Here is a 15930-nt window from a genome sequence, read left to right on the forward strand (position 1 = left end):
GGGCGGTTGGTGCTCAGGCCGGTGCTCAGGCCGGCTGGAAGCGGCGCAGCCGCAGGCTGTTGGTGACCACGAAGACCGAGGAGAACGCCATGGCGGCGCCCGCGATCATCGGGTTGAGCAGGCCGGTCGCCGCCAGCGGCAGGGCGGCGACGTTGTAGGCGAAGGCCCAGAACAGGTTGCCCTTGATGGTGGCGAGGGTCCGGCGGGAGAGCCGGATCGCGTCCGCCGCGGAGCGGAGGTCGCCGCGGACCAGGGTCAGGTCGGCGGCCTCGATGGCGGCGTCGGTGCCGGTGCCGATGGCCAGGCCCAGGTCGGCCTGGGCGAGGGCGGCCGCGTCGTTGACGCCGTCGCCGACCATGGCCACGGTGCGTCCTTCGGCCTGGAGGCGCCGGACGGTGGCGACCTTGTCCGCAGGCAGCACCTCGGCGATCACGTCCTCGGTGGGGATGCCGACCTCGGCCGCCACCGATTCGGCCACCAGCCTGTTGTCGCCGGTCAGCAGCACCGGACGCAGACCCAGGGCCCGCAGTTCGGCGATCGCCTCGGCGCTGGTCGGCTTCACCGCGTCCGCGACCTCCAGCACGGCGCGCGCCGCGCCGTCCCAGGCGACGGTGACGGCGGTGCGGCCGGCCCGTTCGGCGGCGGCCCTGGCGTCGGCGAGGGCGGGCGGCAGGGGGGTGTCGGCGAGCAGCGCGGCGCGTCCGGCCAGCACCTGGTGGCTCTCGACGGTGCCCCGCACGCCCAGGCCGGGGACGTTCTCGAAGCTCTCGACCGGCTTCAGCTCGCCGAACTTCTCCTGCGCGGCGGCGGCGACGGCCTGGGCGATCGGGTGCTCGGAGGCGTGCTCCAGGGCGCCGGCCAGCCGCAGCGCCTCGTCCGCGGTGGTGCCCTCGGCGGTGTGGACGGCGGTGAGGGTCATGCGGCCGGTGGTGACGGTGCCGGTCTTGTCGAGGACGACGGTGTCGACCTTGCGGGTGTTCTCCAGGACCTCGGGGCCCTTGATCAGGATGCCGAGCTGGGCGCCGCGGCCGGTGCCGACCATCAGGGCGGTCGGGGTGGCCAGGCCGAGGGCGCAGGGGCAGGCGATGATCAGGACCGCGACGGCGGCGGTGAACGCCTCGGTGGGACTGTCGGTGACCAGCAGCCACCCGACCAGGGTGGCGAGGGCGATCAGGATGACGGCGGGCACGAAGACGGCGGAGATCCGGTCGGCGAGGCGCTGGGCGGCGGCCTTGCCGTTCTGCGCGTCCTCGACGAGCTTGGCCATCCGGGCGAGCTGGGTGTCCGCGCCGACCCGGGTGGCTTCGACCACCAGCCGGCCGCCGGCGTTGACGGTCGCGCCGGTGACGAGGTCGCCGACGGCGACCTCGACGGGCACGGACTCGCCGGTCAGCATCGAGGCGTCCACGGCGGAGCTGCCCTCGACCACGGTGCCGTCGGTGGCGATCTTCTCGCCGGGACGGACCACGAACCGGTCGCCGACCGCGAGCCGGTCGATCGGGACGCGGGTCTCGCGGCCGCCGCGCAGCACCGCCACGTCCTTGGCGCCGAGGTCGAGCAGGGTGTGCAGGGCGGCGCCGGCGCGGCGCTTGGAGCGGGCCTCCAGCCAGCGGCCGAGCAGGATCAGGGTGGTGACGGCGGCGGCGGTCTCCAGGTACAGGGTGGAGGAGGCGGCGGTGCGGTCGACGGTGAAGGCGAAGGAGTGCCGCATGCCGGGCATCCCGGCGTGCCCCCAGAACAGCGCCCACACCGACCAGCCGAAGGCCGCGAGGGTGCCGAGCGAGACCAGGGTGTCCATGGTGGCGGCGCCGTGCTTGGCGTTGGTCCAGGCGGCGCGGTGGAACGGCCATCCGCCGTAGACGACGACGGGGCCGGTGAGGGCGAAGGACAGCCACTGCCAGTTGTCGAACTGGAGGGCCGGGACCATCGAGAGCAGCACCACCGGGAGACTGAGCACGGCGCTGATCAGCAGCCGTTCGCGCAGCGGGTCGGGCTCCGGCGCGGGGGCCTCCGGCTCGGGCTCGGGGGCCGGCGGGAGTTCGGCGGTGTAGCCGGTCTTCTCCACGGTGGCGATCAGGTCGGCGACGCTGGTGCCGGGGCCGAAGTCCACCCGGGCCTTCTCGGTCGCGAAGTTGACGCTGGCCTCGACGCCGTCGATCCGGTTCAGCTTCTTCTCGATCCGGGCGGCGCAGGACGCGCAGGTCATACCGCCGATCGCCAGTTCGACGCGCTCCCGGGGCCCGGCGGGGGCGGCGGGATCGGTGGTGGTGCTCATCGGCTCGTTCTTTCTCGGCGGCGGCGCGGGGGCGGGCATGCGGCCCACCCCCGGCGGCGGGTCAGACGGCCCGGCCGACCAGCTCGTAGCCGGCCTCGTCCACGGCGGCGGCGATCTGCTCGTCGCTGACCGGGGACTCGGCGGTCACGGTGACGGTGCCGGCCTTGGAGTCGGAGGAGACCGCGGTGACGCCCGCAAGGACGGAGACCTCGCCGTTGATGGCCTTCTCGCAGTGGCCGCAGCTCATGCCGCTGACGTTGTAGGTGACGGTGCTGGACATGGAAACCTCCGGGACGCTCGCGCTTGTACCGACAGGAACAGCATACCCCCCAGGGGTATTCCGTCCAGGGGTGACCGGCGTTTTCTTCGGCCGGAGCAACCAGCGGCCCGAACCCGAGCCTAGTCCGCGGCCGCCGCCCGTCCGTAACGCCGGGCGACCCGCCGCCACCCGTGGCGCCGAACGGCCCGACCGCCCGCCGAGGCCCGCCCGGTCGAGAAGGGCGGGGTGGACGGCGGTCCGATATGTTCGGAAATGTGCAACATCGACGCCGGGAACGGACGCCGGCCACCGGGAGCGGCGATGTGCCGTCCTCCTGGCGTCGGGCCGCGTTGCTCGCAGACCTGCAGGACATCCCCCTGCTGCTCCGCTCCGCACCCGCGCTGATGGCCATCGGCCTGGTGACGATGGCCGACCTGCTGGCCGGGTCGAGCACCTACCTGGCGCCGCTGATGGTCGTCGTGCCGTCCGTCGCCGCGCTCACCCTCACACCGCGCGAGCTGCTCGGGACGTGCCTGCTCGGCCTGCTGGCGATGCTGGCCCTCAACCGCTACTACGACCGGGTCACCGCCCCGTCCGACAGCCGGTTCCTGTTCGGCGCGGCGATCAGCTACATCGTGCTGAGCGCGTTCAGCGCCTGGGTCGCCGAACTGCGGATGCGACGAGCCCAGGCCTTCGCGGCCGTCAGCTCGGTCGCGGAGGCCGCCCAGCGGGCGCTGCTGCGCCAGCCCGACCCGGTCGTCGGGCCGCTGCGGCTGGCCGTGCACTACGTCTCCGCCGCGGACGCCGCCCGGATCGGCGGCGACCTGTACTCCGTGCTGGAAACCCCGCACGGCACCCGGGTGCTGGTCGGCGACGTCCGCGGCAAGGGGCTCGGCGCGGTGCAGACCGCCGCCGTGGTGCTCGGCGCGTTCCGCGAGGCCGCCTACGACGAGCAGCGACTGCCGGACGTCGCCGCCCGGATCGAGGCCAGCATGCACCGGCACGTCGCCGACGGGGAGTTCACCACCGCGCTGTTCGCCGAGTTCCGCGCCGCCGGCCACGTCGACCTGGTGCACCTCGGCCACGTTCCGCCGATCCGGGTCGGTGCCGACGGCCGCGCCGAGGTGCTGGAGGCCGCCGACCCGTGGCTGCCGCTCGGCCTCGGCGACCTCGCCGCCGGCGCACCCCGCTCCATCACCGTCCCGTTCGGCCCGCAGGACGTCCTGGTGCTGTGCACCGACGGCGTGATCGAGGCCAAGGGCCGCAGCTCCGGAACGTTCTACCCGCTGGCCGAACGGGTCGGCCCGCTGGTCAAGGACGGCTGGCGGTCACTGACCGAGCTGGACACCGCCGTCGCCCACCTCTACGGCGACCTGCTGGAACACACCGGCGGCGAACTCGGCGACGACGCGCTGCTGCTGCTGATCACCCGGCCCGGCGAGGCGCAGGCCGATCACTTGGCGTCGCCGTAGCAGTCGACCACGGCGGTGCTGAGCGGGAACCGGACCGGGGTGTCGCCGAACACCAGGGCCGACGCCTCGTCGGCCGCCGCCGCGACCTCGGCGGCCACCGCGTCCGCCAGGTCGGCCGGGGTGTGCACCACCACCTCGTCGTGCTGGAAGAACACCAGGTGCGGGCGGTCCGGGCCGGAACGCAGCGCGGCCAGCCGGCGGCGCAGCGCCGCCAGCAGGGCCAGCGCCCAGTCGGCGCCGGAGCCCTGGATGACGAAGTTGCGGGTGAAACGGCCCCGGGCGCGGGCCGAACGGCCGCCCGCCTCGCCGGACTCCGGGGCCTCGGTGAGGTCCAGCCAGTCCGCCGACGGCGGCGGGCAGACCCGGCCCAGCCGGGAGGAGACCACGCCGCCGTCCTCGCCGGTGCGGGCCGCGGCCTCCACGTAGCCCATCGCGTCCGGATAGCGGCGGCGCAGCGTGTTCAGCAGCGGGCCGATGCCGCCGCCCGTCTGGCCGTACATCGCGCCAAGCAGGCCCAGCTTGGCCTTCTCCCGGTCACCCTGGAAGGCGCTCGCGGCGAGCGCCGCGTACAGGTCGCCGCCGGCGGCAGTGCGGGCCAGGCCGCGGTCGCCGGACAGCGCGGCCAGCACCCGCGGCTCCAGCTGCGCGGCGTCCGCGACCACCAGCAGCCAGCCCGGGTCGGCGACCACGGCGCGGCGCAGGGTGCGCGGGATCTGCAGCGCGCCGCCGCCCCGGGAGGCCCAGCGGCCGGTGACCACGCCGCCCACCACGTACTCGGGGCGGAACCGGCCGCCGCGCGCCCACGCCGCCTGCCAGGCCCAGCCGTGCGCGGCGTGCAGCCGCGACAGCTCCTTGTAGCGGACCATCAGGGCCGCCGCCGGGTGGTCGACCGCCTTCAGCTCCCAGGAGCGGGTGGACGACAACTGGATGCCGCGATCGGCGAACGCCTTGATCACCTGGGTGTGCGAGTCCAGGTTGAACGGCCGCGCGCCGAGCGCCTGCTGCACCTCCAGGGCGAGATCGGACAGCTTCGAGGGCAGCGTGCCCGGAATGGTCGGACGCGGGCCCAGCAGCTCGGTCAGCAGCGCGTCGTGCACGTCCGCGCGCCACGGCAGCCCGTCGTACGCCATCTCGCAGGCCAGCAGCGCCCCCGCCGACTCGGCCGCCACCAGCAGCCGGAACCGGGACCGGGACGCCGGATCGGCGATCGCCGCGAGCCGCCGCAACTGCTCCGCGTGGACGGCCACCGTGGCCTCCAACGGATCGGTGCCGGGCGGCAGTTGCAGCCGGTCCGGGGCGAACAGGCCGTCCTCGTCGGGCAGCGCGCCCTCCGGCAGGTCGGCCGGCACCGGCAGCCCGCGCAGCCGCGCCCACGCCGCGCCCAGCGAACGCGGCGCACCGAACCGGCCCTCCCGGCCGAGCAGCAGCGCCTCCGTCAACCGCAGGTCGTGGCAGCGCGCCACCCGCTCCGGCAGCGCGGCCAGCAGCGGGCCGTACGCGGTGTCGGCGGTCGGCCACACCCAGCGCGGCGCGTGCTCGGCCTCCACCGCCGCGACCGCCTCGGCCAGCCGCGGCACCCGCTCGGCCGGGCCGAGCGGGGAACCGTCCTCGGCCAGCGGGCGCAGCCGCCCGCCCGGGCCGTGCGGGTCGGGCACCAGGGCGTATCGCACGGGGCGGCTCCTTCCGGGGGCGGGCAGGTTTCGTGCTGCGGCTTCGTGCTGCGGCTTCGTGCTGCGGCGGGGGACCTGTTGACGGTAGCCGGTACCGGTGACAGCCCACGTCAGCGGTGCTTGTGGGGATTCGGTGTTCCGCCCGGGCCCGGCGCCCCGTAGGGTCGGCGGACATGAGCGACAATCCCTTCTTCTCGCCCAGCACCCTGGTGTTCGAGCTTCCGCCCTTCGCCGAGATCCGGGAAGAGCACTACCGTCCGGCGTTCGAGCGGGGCATGGCCGACCAGCTCGCCGAGGTCGCCGCGATCGTCGCCGACCCGGAGCCGCCGACCTTCGACAACACCGTGGTGGCGCTGGAACGTTCCGGCGCGGTGCTGCGCCGGGTGAGCGTGGTGTTCGAGAACCAGGACTCCTCCGACACCACCCCCGGAGTCCAGGCCCTCGACGCCGAGATCAGCCCCCGGCTGGCCGCCCACTCCGACGCGATCCACCTCGACGCGGCGCTGTTCGCCCGCATCGACACCCTGCACCGCACCCGCCACGAACTCAGCCTGGACGCCGAGTCGCTGCGCCTGCTGGAGCGCCACCACACCGCCTTCGTCCGGGCCGGCGCCCGCCTCGACGAGGCCGGCCAGCAGCGGCTGCGCGAGATCAACACCCGGCTCGCGGCCGACGCCGCCGCGTTCCGCAAGAACACCCACGAGGCCTCGCTGGCCGGCGCCATCGTGGTGGACAGCGCCGACGCCCTCGACGGGCTGCCCGACACCGCGATCGCCGCCGCCGCCGAGAACGCCCGCGCGCTCGGCCACGACGGCCACTGGGTGCTCAGCCTGAAGAACTTCTCCAACCAGACCGAACTCGCCGAGCTCACCGACCGCGCCCTGCGCGAGCGCCTGCTCACCGCCTCGCTGCGCCGCGGCCTGGACACCAACGGCCCGCTGGCGGCCCGGATGGCCGCGCTGCGCGCCGAACGCGCCGCGCTGCTCGGCTACGACAGCCACGCCGCGTACGTCGTCGCCGACGAGACCGCCGGCACCGTCGAAGCGGTCGACGCGATGCTCGGCCGCCTCGTCGGACCCGCCGTCGCCAACGCGGAGCGCGAGGCCGCCGAGCTGGCGGCCGCCGCGGCCGCCGACGGCGTCACCGAATTCGCCGCCCACGACTGGGCGTTCTACGCCGAGAAGGTCCGCGCCGAGCGCTACGACGTGGACACGGCAGCGCTGCGCCCGTACTTCGAGCTTGAGCGGGTGCTGCGGGACGGCGTGTTCTTCGCGGCCGGCCTGGCGTACGGGCTGAGCTTCACCGAGCGTCCGGATCTGACGGCCTACCACGCGGACGCCCGGGTGTTCGAGGTGACCGACGCGGACGGGTCCTCGCTGGGCCTGTTCATCGGCGACTTCTTCGCCCGCGAGTCCAAGCGCGGCGGCGCGTGGATGAACGAACTGGTCCCGCAGTCCCGGCTGCTGGGCCGCAAGCCGGTGGTGGTCAACAACCTCAACATCGCGCACCCGCCGGCCGGCGAGCCGGCGCTGCTCAGCTGGGACGAGGTGCGGACGCTGTTCCACGAGTTCGGGCACGCGCTGCACGGCCTGTTCTCGGACGTGCGGTACCCGCTGTTCGCGGGCACCGAAGTGCCGCGCGACTTCGTCGAGTTCCCGTCCCAGGTCAACGAGATGTGGATGGTCTGGCCCGAGGTGCTGGCCAACTACGCCCGGCACCACGTCACGGGCGAGCCGCTGGCCGCCGAGACGGTGGAGCGGATGCTGGCCGCCGAGAACTACGGGCAGGGCTTCCGCACCGTCGAGTACCTGGCGGCGGCGCTGCTCGACTGGGCCTGGCACTCGCTGCCGGCCGGCACTGTCGTCGAGGACGCGGAAGCCTTCGAGACGCGGGCCCTCGCCGAGGCGGGCGTCGGGATGGCGACGGTGCCGCCGCGGTACCGGACCGGCTACTTCAACCACGTGTTCTCGAACGGGTACAGCGCCGGGTACTACGCGTACATCTGGTCCGAGGTGCTGGACGCCGAGACGGTGGAGTGGTTCGGCAGTGGCGGGCGCGGGGTGCGGGAGAGCGGCGAGCTGTTCCGGGCGGAGCTGCTTTCGCGGGGCGGGAGCCGGGACGCGATGGAGTGCGTGCGGGCGGTGCTGGGGCGGGAGCCCTCGATCGAGCCGCTGCTGGTTCGGCGCGGGCTGAAGTAGGGGCCGGGACCCGCGCCCCGACAGGGGCGCGGGGAACTGCGCGAGCAACCACGCACGAGCAGGACGGACGGCACCCGAGCGCCCCGTGCCTACCGTCCGGCGAACACCGGGCCGTAGCCGGGGGCGGGGCTGCCGGTGGGGGTGAGGGCGCAGTAGCCGCCGTTGCCGCGGCACCAGTACCACATGGTCCAGGCGGCGGCGAAGCCGTTCATCGCGGTGACCTGGCGGCGGATCAGTTCGGCGTTGCCGGGGGTGGCGGCGCTGGGCGGGCCCCATTCGCCGACCAGGACGGGGAGGTGGTGGGTACGGGGGTAGGTGGTGATGGCGTCGGTGTAGGCGTCGACGAAGCCGCCGGCCGGGTCCCAGTCCTGGCCGGCTTCGACGGCGGTGTCGTAGAAGTGCGGGGCGTAGCCGATCCGGTCGGCGCCGGGCCGGGGGTCGGTGAAGGCGGGGAGCCGGGTGGGGACGCCCTGGCCGACCAGGACGGTGGGTTCGACGAACAGCCAGGCGTCGCGGTCGACCTGACGGACCGCCGCGATCAGGCGGCGGTACATGGCGGGGAGCCGGCCCTGTTCGAGGGCGGCGGCGGAGGCGGCGAGGACGGCCGGGTCGGTGGGGTCGCCGTTCACCGGGCCGAACGGCTCGTTGAACAGGTCGTAGCCGAGCAGGGCGCGGTGGCCGCGCAGTTCGCGGGCGACGGTGGCGTAGAGGTCGGCCTGGGCGCGTTGCAGGTCGCGGTCGTCGTAGAGGTGGCGGAAGGCGGCCTGGACGGAGGGCTGGAAGTAGCCGGCGAACCAGTCGTTCGGGTCGGGGGTGAACGGCAGGCCGTCGTCGCGGGTGGCCCAGCTGGGTGCGCCGCCGTCGCCGCCGCCGAAGTACTGCCCGTAGACGTCCTGGTGGTAGTCGACGACGGCGTACAGGTGGTACTTCTCGGCCCAGTCCAGGATGCGGTGCAGGCGGGCGAGTTGGGCCTTGTCGTAGCGGCCGGGGGCGGGTTCGAGGCGGGCCCAGGAGACGGCGACGCGGATCAGTTGGAAGCCGTGCGAGGCGAGGTCGCGCAGGTCGGCCTCGGTGGTCTCGTCGTACTTGTCGAGGTTGAAGCCGCGCAGGTCGAGGACGCGTCCGTGCCGGTCGGTGAAGGCGGTGCGGCCGTCGGGGAGGGTGGTGGCGGAGACCTTGCGGGCGTCGAAGCGGTCGGCGAAGCGGTCGGCGTGGTCGGCGGGCGGGCCGGCCGAGACGGTGCCGAGGACGACGGCGGCGGTGAGCAGCAGGGCGGCGGCGGAGCGGCGGACGCGCACGGGGCACCTCGCGGCGGGGTGGGGAGGGGTGGGGTGCGCCGATCCTGCCGGAGCCGTCCCCGCCGCACAAGAGGTGAGACATGCTCATGTTCGATGGGTGGTCAGGCCTCCGGCGTGGCGAGCATCGGCGGCAGGTCGGCAGCCGCCGAGAGCCGGCCCCACAACAGGTCGGCGAGCGCCTGCACCATCCGGGCGCGCGGGCAGGGGCGGGTCTCCAGCCACCAGTCGCCGGCCGCCAGCACCATGCCGGTGATCGAGCGGCCCCAGGTCTCGGAGAGCAGCGGCCCGTCCTGCCCGAGGTCGATCTGCCGCTGGATGGCGCGGGTGATCTCCTCGGCGATCTGCCGCAGCGCGGGCGCCAGCGCGTTGCCCGCGCCGGTGGGATCGCCCGGCTCGGGGTGGGTGAGCAGCCGGTACACCTGCGGGCGGGCCTCGATCGCCGCCAGGTAGATGTCCAGCACGTGCTCGACCCGGTCGCGGCGCTCCAGCGGCTCGTTCAGGGCGGCCCGGACGGCGGCCAGCAGTCCGGCCGTGTGACGCGCCGTCAATGCGCCGATCAGGCCGTTCCGGTCGCCGAAGTGCCGGTACAGGATGGGCTTCGTGATGCCCGCCTCGGCGGCGATCGCGTTCATGCTGGCGCTCGGGCCTTCGCGCTGGACGACCCGGTCGGCGGCGTTGAGCAGTTGTTCACGGCGGGGTTCGGTGGTCATGCGCTGCTCCTCGTGCGTGCAGGGCGGTCCGGGACGGGCGTTGACACCGGTTACCTATCGGTAGCAGACTCGCCACCATGTTACCGGAGGTAACAGCGCAGTGGCGCGGACGCTCCGGCCCGCATCCCCGTCCCATGGAGGCCGACCCATGACCACCTTCTCGCTCGACCCCGGGCCGGACCAGATCGCCGTCCGTGACTGGCTGCACGGCTTCGCCGCCGACGTCATCCGCCCGGCCGCCGCCGAGTGGGACGAACGCGAGGAGACCCCCTGGCCGATCATCCAGGAGGCCGCGAAGATCGGCATCTACTCGCTCGACTTCTACGCCCAGCAGTTCTTCGACCCGTCCGGCGTCGGCATCCCGATCGCCATGGAAGAACTCTTCTGGGGCGACGCCGGCATCGCCCTGGCCATCACCGGCACCACCCTGGCCGCCGTCGCCGTGCTCGCCAACGGCACCGACGAGCAGATCGGCACCTGGGCGCCGCAGATGTTCGGCACCCCCGACGACGTCAAGGTCGCCGCGTTCTGCTCCTCCGAGCCCGACGCCGGCTCCGACGTCTCCGCGCTGCGCACCCGCGCCGTCTACGACCAGGCCAAGGACGAGTGGGTGATCAACGGCACCAAGACCTGGGCCACCAACGGCGGCATCGCCCACATCCACGTCGTGGTCGCCACCGTCGACCCCGAGCTCGGCTCGCGCGGCCAGGCGTCCTTCCTGATCCCGCCCGGCACCAAGGGCCTGAGCCAGGGCCAGAAGTTCAAGAAGCACGGCATCCGCGCCTCGCACACCGCCGAGGTCGTCCTCGACGACGTCCGGATCCCCGGCCACTGCCTGCTCGGCGGCAAGGAGAAGCTGGACGCCCGCCTCGCCCGGGCCCGCGAGGGCACCAGGGGCGGCGGCAAGAACGCCGCGATGGCCACCTTCGAGGCCTCCCGCCCCGCCGTCGGCGCCCAGGCCATCGGCATTGCCCGGGCCGCGTACGAGGTCGCCCTGGACTACGCCAAGACCCGGGTCCAGTTCGGCAAGCCGATCATCGAGAACCAGGGCGTCGCCTTCCAGCTCGCCGACATGAAGACCCGGATCGACGCGGCCCGGCTGCTGGTCTGGCGGGCCTCCTGGATGGCCGTCAACAACCGGCCGTTCACCAACGCCGAAGGCTCGATGTCCAAGCTGTACGCCGGCGAGACGGCCAAGTTCGTCACCGCGCAGGCCATGCAGATCCTCGGCGGCAACGGCTTCACCCGCGAGTACCCGGTCGAGCGGATGCACCGCGACAGCGCGATCTACACCGTCTTCGAGGGCACCAGCGAGATCCAGCGGCTGGTCATCGCCCGGGCCATCTCGGGCGCGCCCATCCGCTGACGAGCCACCCGCCGGCGGCCGGTCAGCGGGTCCGTCGGTCGGCGGGCTGCAGGTCGGCGGGCTGCAGGTCGGCGGTCCGCCCGTCAGCGGGCCGCCCAGAAGGTCAGCCCGGCGGTGGCGGCACCCACCAGTGCACCGACCACCGTCTGGGCCCGGGTGTGGTCCCGCAGCACCACGCGGGACCACCCCACCAGTGCCACCCCCGGCAGCAGGAGCAGCCACCACGGGCCGAGCGCGACCGCGGTGCAGACGATCGCTCCGCTGAGTACGGCGGTGTGCACCGAGACCTTCCACCACACCGTGATCGCCATGATCGGTACCAGCGAGGCGAACATCGCCAGTACCATCGCCGTCATGTCGGCCGGGGCGTCCAGGAGCATCATCGTCAGCAGGCTGACCAGCACCGATCCCATGATGAACGGGATCACCACCAGCCGGCGGCGGCGCTGCCCGACGTGCCGGTCCTCGATACTGCCCTGGCGCACTCCGCGGGCGATGAACCAGGTCGGTATCACCGCGGCGAACAGCGCGGCGAACGCCGCCCAGGCCAGCCCCGTCCAGCCGTAGCGGCCTGCGCCGATCAGCGGCAGCACTGCGATGATCACATTCTTCGGCTCCATGCCGTCGCTGATCCGGGAGGCCCAGGCGGTCTCGACGGCGGGGGTGGACATGCTGCCTGCTCCTTCGGCCGGGCCGGACTCGCGGTGTGACGATCCGGTCATCGGAGATTGTGCAGCACTGTTGAACCGCCGTGCGCCGGTCAGAAACCCGGCTCGCGCCGCTCCAGGAACGCCGCCAGGCCCTCGCGGACGTCCGGTGCCGTGCGGGAGGCGCGCTCCCACGGCTCCAGGGCGTCTGCGGCATCCGCTGCGGGGACGGCCAGGGCCGCCTTCACCGCGCCGATGGTCTGGGGTGAGCGGTGGGTCAGCAGGCGGGCGAACTCGCGTGCGCGGGAGTCGAGTTCCTCGGCCGGGACGACCTCGTCCAGCAGGCCGAAGCGCTCCGCGCGGGCGGCCGGGACGAGCGTGCCGGAGAACAGCAGGTACTTGGCCCGGGCCGGGCCGACCAGCGCGGCCAGCCGCAGGGTCGGTACCGCCGGGTACACCACGCCCAGCTTGGCCGGGGTGATGCCGAGCCGGGCGTCCTCGGCGGCGAAGCGCAGGTCGCAGGCGACCGCCAGCTGGCAGCCGCCGCCCACGCAGGCGCCCCGGATCACCGCCAGCGTCGGCCGCGGGAACGCTGCCAGCGCCTCCTCGGCCGCCACGTTCAACGCGTGATAGGCGTCCGCGGCGGCCGGATCGGCGTACACCCCGGCGAGTTCGGCGATGTCCGCACCGGCCGAGAAGGTGCCCTCTGCGCCGGTCAGCAGCAGCGCCCGCACGTCGGCGCGGGCGCCCAGCTCGGCCAGCAGGCCCGGCAGCGCCCGCCACATGGCGCCGGTCACCGCGTTGCGGCGCTTCGGCCGGTCCAGCAGCACCGTCGCCACCCGGTCCGCGCCCACCCAGCAGCGCAGGCCCGCCACGCCGGTCGGCAGCTCGGTGTCCCCGGGGCCTGGGCGGTCGAGCGGGTCGGTGTCTCCGGGGCCTGGGCGGTCGAGCGGGTCGGTGCTCGCGGACATCACGGCCTCCGGAATAGCGGGAAGGGACGGTTCGTCAGCCTTCCACAGCGTGCCGGGCGCGGGCCATGTGATCAGGATCAAGCCGCCTCGCAGGCCGCCCGCCACTCCGGCGCCAGCATCGACCAGATCTCCAGGTCCAGGCGCTCGCCGTGGTGCTCGGTGTGCTTGCGCATCGTCCCGTCCAGGGTCATGCCCAGGCGCTGGGCGGTCGCCCGGCTGCGCGGGTTCACCGTGGAGTTCCACCACTCGGCGCGGTACAGGCCGCGCTCCAGCAGCGCGTAGTCCAGCAGGTGCCGGACCGCCTCGGTGACCAGCCCGCGGCCGCGGCCGGCCGGCTCCGACCACACGCCGATCTCGCACACCCCGCCCTTGGCGTCGAAGTGGACGAACATCGTCCCGCCGACCAGGGTGCCGTCGAGCCAGATCCCGTAGATCCGGCCGGCGTCGGCGGCCTGCTTGTCGGCGTAGCGCTGCAGGGTCGCGCGGGCCGAGGCCAGGTCGGTGCTGATGGAGGCCCACGGGATGAACGGGTCGACGGTGGCCCGGGCGCGGTCCATGTGCGCCAGGAACTCCTCGGCCTGCCACGGCTCCAGCGGGCGGAGCTCGGCGTTCTCGGCGAGTGCGACGGTGTACATGGGCGGCCCCTCCGGCGTTCCGACATACATAACAAACGTTTGGTAGGTACCCTAGCGCGATGACACCACCCGCCCGCGGAGACCACGAAGCACGCCGCCGGGACGTCTCCGAGGCGGTCTGGCGAGTACTCGCCGCCCGCGGCTTCGGCGGACTCACCCTGCGCGCCGTGGCCGCCGAACTCGGCGCCTCCACCGGGCTGCTCACCCACTACTTCCCCAACAAGCGGGCGCTGGTCGCGCACGCGCTGGACGTCCTCGACCGGCAGAGCGCCGAACGCCACCGCCCCGCCACCGCCGAGGCCGCCACCGCCCGCGGCCTGGCCCTGCTGCGCGCCGCGCTGCTCGACATCCTGCCGCTGGACGGCGCGGGCGCCGCCGGCAACCGGATCTGGGTCGGCTCCTGGGACGCCGCGCTCATCGACCCCGAACTGACCGCCGAACACGCCGAGCGCTACCGCCGCAGCCGGCGGCGGATGACCGAGCTGTGCGCCGAGGCGCAGGAACTGGGCGAACTCCCCGCCGACCGGCCGGCCGCGGACCTGGCCGCGCTGGCCCAGTCCTTCGCGCTCGGACTGGTGGTGCAGGCGCTCTTCGCGCCCGCCGAATTCCCGCCGGAGCGCCAACGCGCGCTGCTGGACGGCTTCCTGGCCGGTCTGGCGACGGGGGAGCGGGCGGGCCCGGACGGGACGTGACCCGGGGCCGGCCGGGGAGCTCAACGGGGACCGGCCGGGGAGCTCAATGGGGGCCGGTCGAGGGCGGGTCGGCGACTGGCCGGGAGGTGCGCCGGCGACTGACCGGGTGCTGGCCGGGGTGGGGCTGCTCGGCGGGTCGCCGGAGCCTTGTGTGCCCCCAGCAGGATTCGAACCTGCGACCTACCGCTTAGAAGGCGGGTGCTCTATCCGCTGAGCTATGGGGGCCGGGTGTGACGTCGGCCCGCTTGCCGGGCCTGGGCGCCGGGACGGGATGTTCCGGGACAGGATACGGGTGTTCAGTTCCGCCACCTGGACTTCGAGGACCCGACAGGGGTGTGTCGGCCTCCACGGGGCGGTCCGATAATCGCAGGTAGTGCCCTGATGCGCAGCGTTCTGCGGCGTCCTGGAGCCGGACGTTGTGCAGTCGTTACGGGGCTGTCGCCCCACCCGTTATGCATTCGGCGTGGCAATCCCCCGAACCGGCCCGCGGGTGGGGGCATGTTTAGGGGTTCGTTCAGGTGGATGACATGGACGGGGCGAGTTGACGCCCGCCCGTTCGGGGTTTCGGCGGTGGCGCACAGGTGTCCTGCGGGTGTGCGGAGAGCCTTGTCGTGAACACGATCCCCGGTACGTCACTTCAAGTGATCGATTCTGAACAGGAAATCACCGGTATTTCACTCTTGCGAGTTATCCCGGTTTTCCACAGGGTCGAGTTTTCCACAGGGGAAGCGAAGTTTCCGGTCCGAATTCGTCGGTGGGAGGAGGATCTGTCCGCGGCGGAAATACCGTCGGCGAAAAGCGGTTCGGCCGGTCCGGCGGTCGGAGAACGGAGGCAGGGGAATGGACGGCGCGCTGGTGACGATGGTCGGCAATGCGGCCTCGAATGTGACGTACCGGGAGACGGCCGGCGGGGTGGCCGTCGCCAGCTTCCGATTGGCCGCCACCGAGCGGCGCTACGACCGGGAGCGCGGTGATTGGGCGGACGGCGAGACCACCTGGGTGACGGTGGTGGCCTGGCGGCGGCTCGCGGTCAACGTGGTCAGTTCGGTCAACAAGGGAGACCCGCTGGTGGTGAGCGGGCGGCTGCGGGTGCGCGAATGGGGAGAGGAGGGCAGTCGGCGCACGGAGGTGGAGATCGACGCCCGGGCGGTGGGGCACGATCTCGCCCGCGGCACCTCGGTCTTCAAGCGGGGGCTGGAGGCCCGGGCGGTGGAGGTCAAGGCGGCTGCGGCGCAGGGCGGTTCGGCGGCCGAGTGGCCGAGCGGCCCGGCGAGGGGCGGGTCGCGGGAGGTGCGGCTGGTGGAGGAGGCGGTGCCGGAGTGGATCGTCAGGGCGGTGGCGGCCCGTCGGGAGGCCGATGCGGCGGCGGGCGCGGCCGGCGGTGCCGCGGGCGGCCCGGCGGGTGTTGCGGCGGGTGGCGTCGCCGGGCCCGCGGGGCCGGGGGGTTCGGATGTGACGGAGGAGGTTCTGAACTGACGGATTCTGGGCACCTGAGGCACCGATCGGTGCAATCCTGATTGCCGCGGCGGCGGCTCGTGACTTTATGTCGACTCATCAACTCCCGCTGACAGTCCGCTCCTTGATAACGAAACAGCTACGATATCGTCCTGATTTGCTACGGGCGCCGAGTGCTCGGGCGGCGTCAATAGGATGCGTCTGGTCCACACACGTGCAGCGGCGCCACAGGGGGTTGCCGCTTTGCAGGGGGCGGGTTGCCAACGGCACGTCGCCGCCCGG

13 protein-coding genes and 1 tRNA gene are annotated in these 15930 nt (G+C 73.6%); 5 read left to right on the top strand and 9 right to left on the bottom strand.

Annotation, left to right across the window (positions count from 1 at the left end; all coding sequences use genetic code 11):
• Positions 1-25: 25 nt before the first annotated feature.
• Together ACFYST_RS15530 and ACFYST_RS15535 are read right to left on the bottom strand one after the other, a co-directional pair.
• Positions 26-2275 (bottom strand): heavy metal translocating P-type ATPase, encoded by a 2250-nt coding sequence (locus ACFYST_RS15530; RefSeq protein WP_387862617.1) that lies wholly within the window; start codon positions 2273-2275, stop codon positions 26-28.
• A gap of 61 nt (positions 2276-2336) precedes the next feature.
• A complete protein-coding gene (locus ACFYST_RS15535; protein ID WP_387646634.1) occupies positions 2337-2555 on the bottom strand; it encodes a heavy-metal-associated domain-containing protein in 219 nt (72 codons plus the stop codon).
• A gap of 254 nt (positions 2556-2809) precedes the next feature.
• Between ACFYST_RS15535 and ACFYST_RS15540 the strand changes: the two genes are divergently transcribed.
• Positions 2810-4006 carry a PP2C family protein-serine/threonine phosphatase gene (locus ACFYST_RS15540; RefSeq protein ID WP_387646632.1) on the top strand — a complete coding sequence of 399 codons (1197 nt, stop codon included), beginning with the start codon at positions 2810-2812 and terminating at the stop codon, positions 4004-4006.
• Here ACFYST_RS15540 and ACFYST_RS15545 read toward each other — a convergent pair.
• Positions 3988-5676 (bottom strand): bifunctional 3'-5' exonuclease/DNA polymerase, encoded by a 1689-nt coding sequence (locus tag ACFYST_RS15545; RefSeq protein ID WP_387862619.1) that lies wholly within the window; start codon positions 5674-5676, stop codon positions 3988-3990. The genes ACFYST_RS15540 and ACFYST_RS15545 overlap by 19 nt on opposite strands.
• A 173-nt stretch (positions 5677-5849) precedes the next feature.
• On the opposite strand from ACFYST_RS15545, the gene ACFYST_RS15550 reads away from it, so the two are divergent.
• The gene (locus ACFYST_RS15550) at positions 5850-7874 is read left to right on the top strand and encodes a M3 family metallopeptidase (protein WP_387862621.1); all 2025 of its coding nucleotides are present in this window, start codon (positions 5850-5852) and stop codon (positions 7872-7874) included.
• 89 nt (positions 7875-7963) lie between these two features.
• Here the strand turns inward: ACFYST_RS15550 and ACFYST_RS15555 are convergent, their stop codons facing one another.
• Entirely contained in the window at positions 7964-9172 is a 1209-nt protein-coding gene (locus ACFYST_RS15555) for a glycoside hydrolase family 5 protein (RefSeq protein ID WP_387646625.1), read from the bottom strand.
• 101 nt (positions 9173-9273) lie between these two features.
• Entirely contained in the window at positions 9274-9882 is a 609-nt protein-coding gene (locus ACFYST_RS15560) for a TetR family transcriptional regulator (protein WP_387646622.1), read from the bottom strand.
• Between the two features lie 148 nt (positions 9883-10030).
• Between ACFYST_RS15560 and ACFYST_RS15565 the strand changes: the two genes are divergently transcribed.
• Positions 10031-11248, top strand: coding sequence for an acyl-CoA dehydrogenase family protein (locus ACFYST_RS15565; protein WP_387862624.1), 1218 nt, complete (start codon positions 10031-10033; stop codon positions 11246-11248).
• An 83-nt stretch (positions 11249-11331) separates the two neighbouring features.
• On the opposite strand, the gene ACFYST_RS15570 is transcribed toward ACFYST_RS15565, so the two are convergent.
• The 3 genes from ACFYST_RS15570 to ACFYST_RS15580 form a co-directional block, all read right to left on the bottom strand.
• Positions 11332-11919: a hypothetical protein gene (locus ACFYST_RS15570; protein WP_387862627.1), complete on the bottom strand. Its 588-nt coding sequence runs from the start codon at positions 11917-11919 to the stop codon at positions 11332-11334.
• Between the two features lie 89 nt (positions 11920-12008).
• A complete protein-coding gene (locus ACFYST_RS15575) occupies positions 12009-12866 on the bottom strand; it encodes an enoyl-CoA hydratase/isomerase family protein (protein ID WP_387862629.1) in 858 nt (285 codons plus the stop codon).
• Positions 12867-12943: 77 nt separating this feature from the next.
• Positions 12944-13501 carry a GNAT family N-acetyltransferase gene (locus ACFYST_RS15580; RefSeq protein ID WP_387862632.1) on the bottom strand — a complete coding sequence of 186 codons (558 nt, stop codon included), beginning with the start codon at positions 13499-13501 and terminating at the stop codon, positions 12944-12946.
• Between the two features lie 59 nt (positions 13502-13560).
• Between ACFYST_RS15580 and ACFYST_RS15585 the strand changes: the two genes are divergently transcribed.
• Positions 13561-14193 carry a TetR/AcrR family transcriptional regulator gene (locus ACFYST_RS15585; RefSeq protein WP_387862635.1) on the top strand — a complete coding sequence of 211 codons (633 nt, stop codon included), beginning with the start codon at positions 13561-13563 and terminating at the stop codon, positions 14191-14193.
• A gap of 152 nt (positions 14194-14345) precedes the next feature.
• On the opposite strand, the gene ACFYST_RS15590 is transcribed toward ACFYST_RS15585, so the two are convergent.
• Positions 14346-14418 (bottom strand) — tRNA-Arg (locus ACFYST_RS15590).
• A gap of 615 nt (positions 14419-15033) precedes the next feature.
• Between ACFYST_RS15590 and ACFYST_RS15595 the strand changes: the two genes are divergently transcribed.
• On the top strand, positions 15034-15669 hold the full coding sequence (locus tag ACFYST_RS15595) for a single-stranded DNA-binding protein (RefSeq protein ID WP_387862638.1): 636 nt from the start codon (positions 15034-15036) through the stop codon (positions 15667-15669).
• The last annotated feature ends 261 nt before the right edge of the window (positions 15670-15930 follow it).

This window comes from Kitasatospora sp. NPDC004614 (assembly GCF_042873675.1).
Lineage (GTDB): Bacteria > Actinomycetota > Actinomycetes > Streptomycetales > Streptomycetaceae > Kitasatospora.

Bases quoted from the DNA above. Each gene is read 5' to 3' on its own strand.
- ACFYST_RS15530 (WP_387862617.1), bottom strand. From the start codon at position 2,275: ATGAGCACCACCACCGATCCCGCCGCCCCCGCCGGGCCCCGGGAGCGC.
- ACFYST_RS15535 (WP_387646634.1), bottom strand. From the start codon at position 2,555: ATGTCCAGCACCGTCACCTACAACGTCAGCGGCATGAGCTGCGGCCAC.
- ACFYST_RS15550 (WP_387862621.1), top strand. From the start codon at position 5,850: ATGAGCGACAATCCCTTCTTCTCGCCCAGCACCCTGGTGTTCGAGCTT.
- ACFYST_RS15560 (WP_387646622.1), bottom strand. From the start codon at position 9,882: ATGACCACCGAACCCCGCCGTGAACAACTGCTCAACGCCGCCGACCGG.
- ACFYST_RS15565 (WP_387862624.1), top strand. From the start codon at position 10,031: ATGACCACCTTCTCGCTCGACCCCGGGCCGGACCAGATCGCCGTCCGT.
- ACFYST_RS15570 (WP_387862627.1), bottom strand. From the start codon at position 11,919: ATGTCCACCCCCGCCGTCGAGACCGCCTGGGCCTCCCGGATCAGCGAC.
- ACFYST_RS15575 (WP_387862629.1), bottom strand. From the start codon at position 12,866: ATGTCCGCGAGCACCGACCCGCTCGACCGCCCAGGCCCCGGAGACACC.
- ACFYST_RS15580 (WP_387862632.1), bottom strand. From the start codon at position 13,501: ATGTACACCGTCGCACTCGCCGAGAACGCCGAGCTCCGCCCGCTGGAG.
- ACFYST_RS15585 (WP_387862635.1), top strand. From the start codon at position 13,561: ATGACACCACCCGCCCGCGGAGACCACGAAGCACGCCGCCGGGACGTC.
- ACFYST_RS15595 (WP_387862638.1), top strand. From the start codon at position 15,034: ATGGACGGCGCGCTGGTGACGATGGTCGGCAATGCGGCCTCGAATGTG.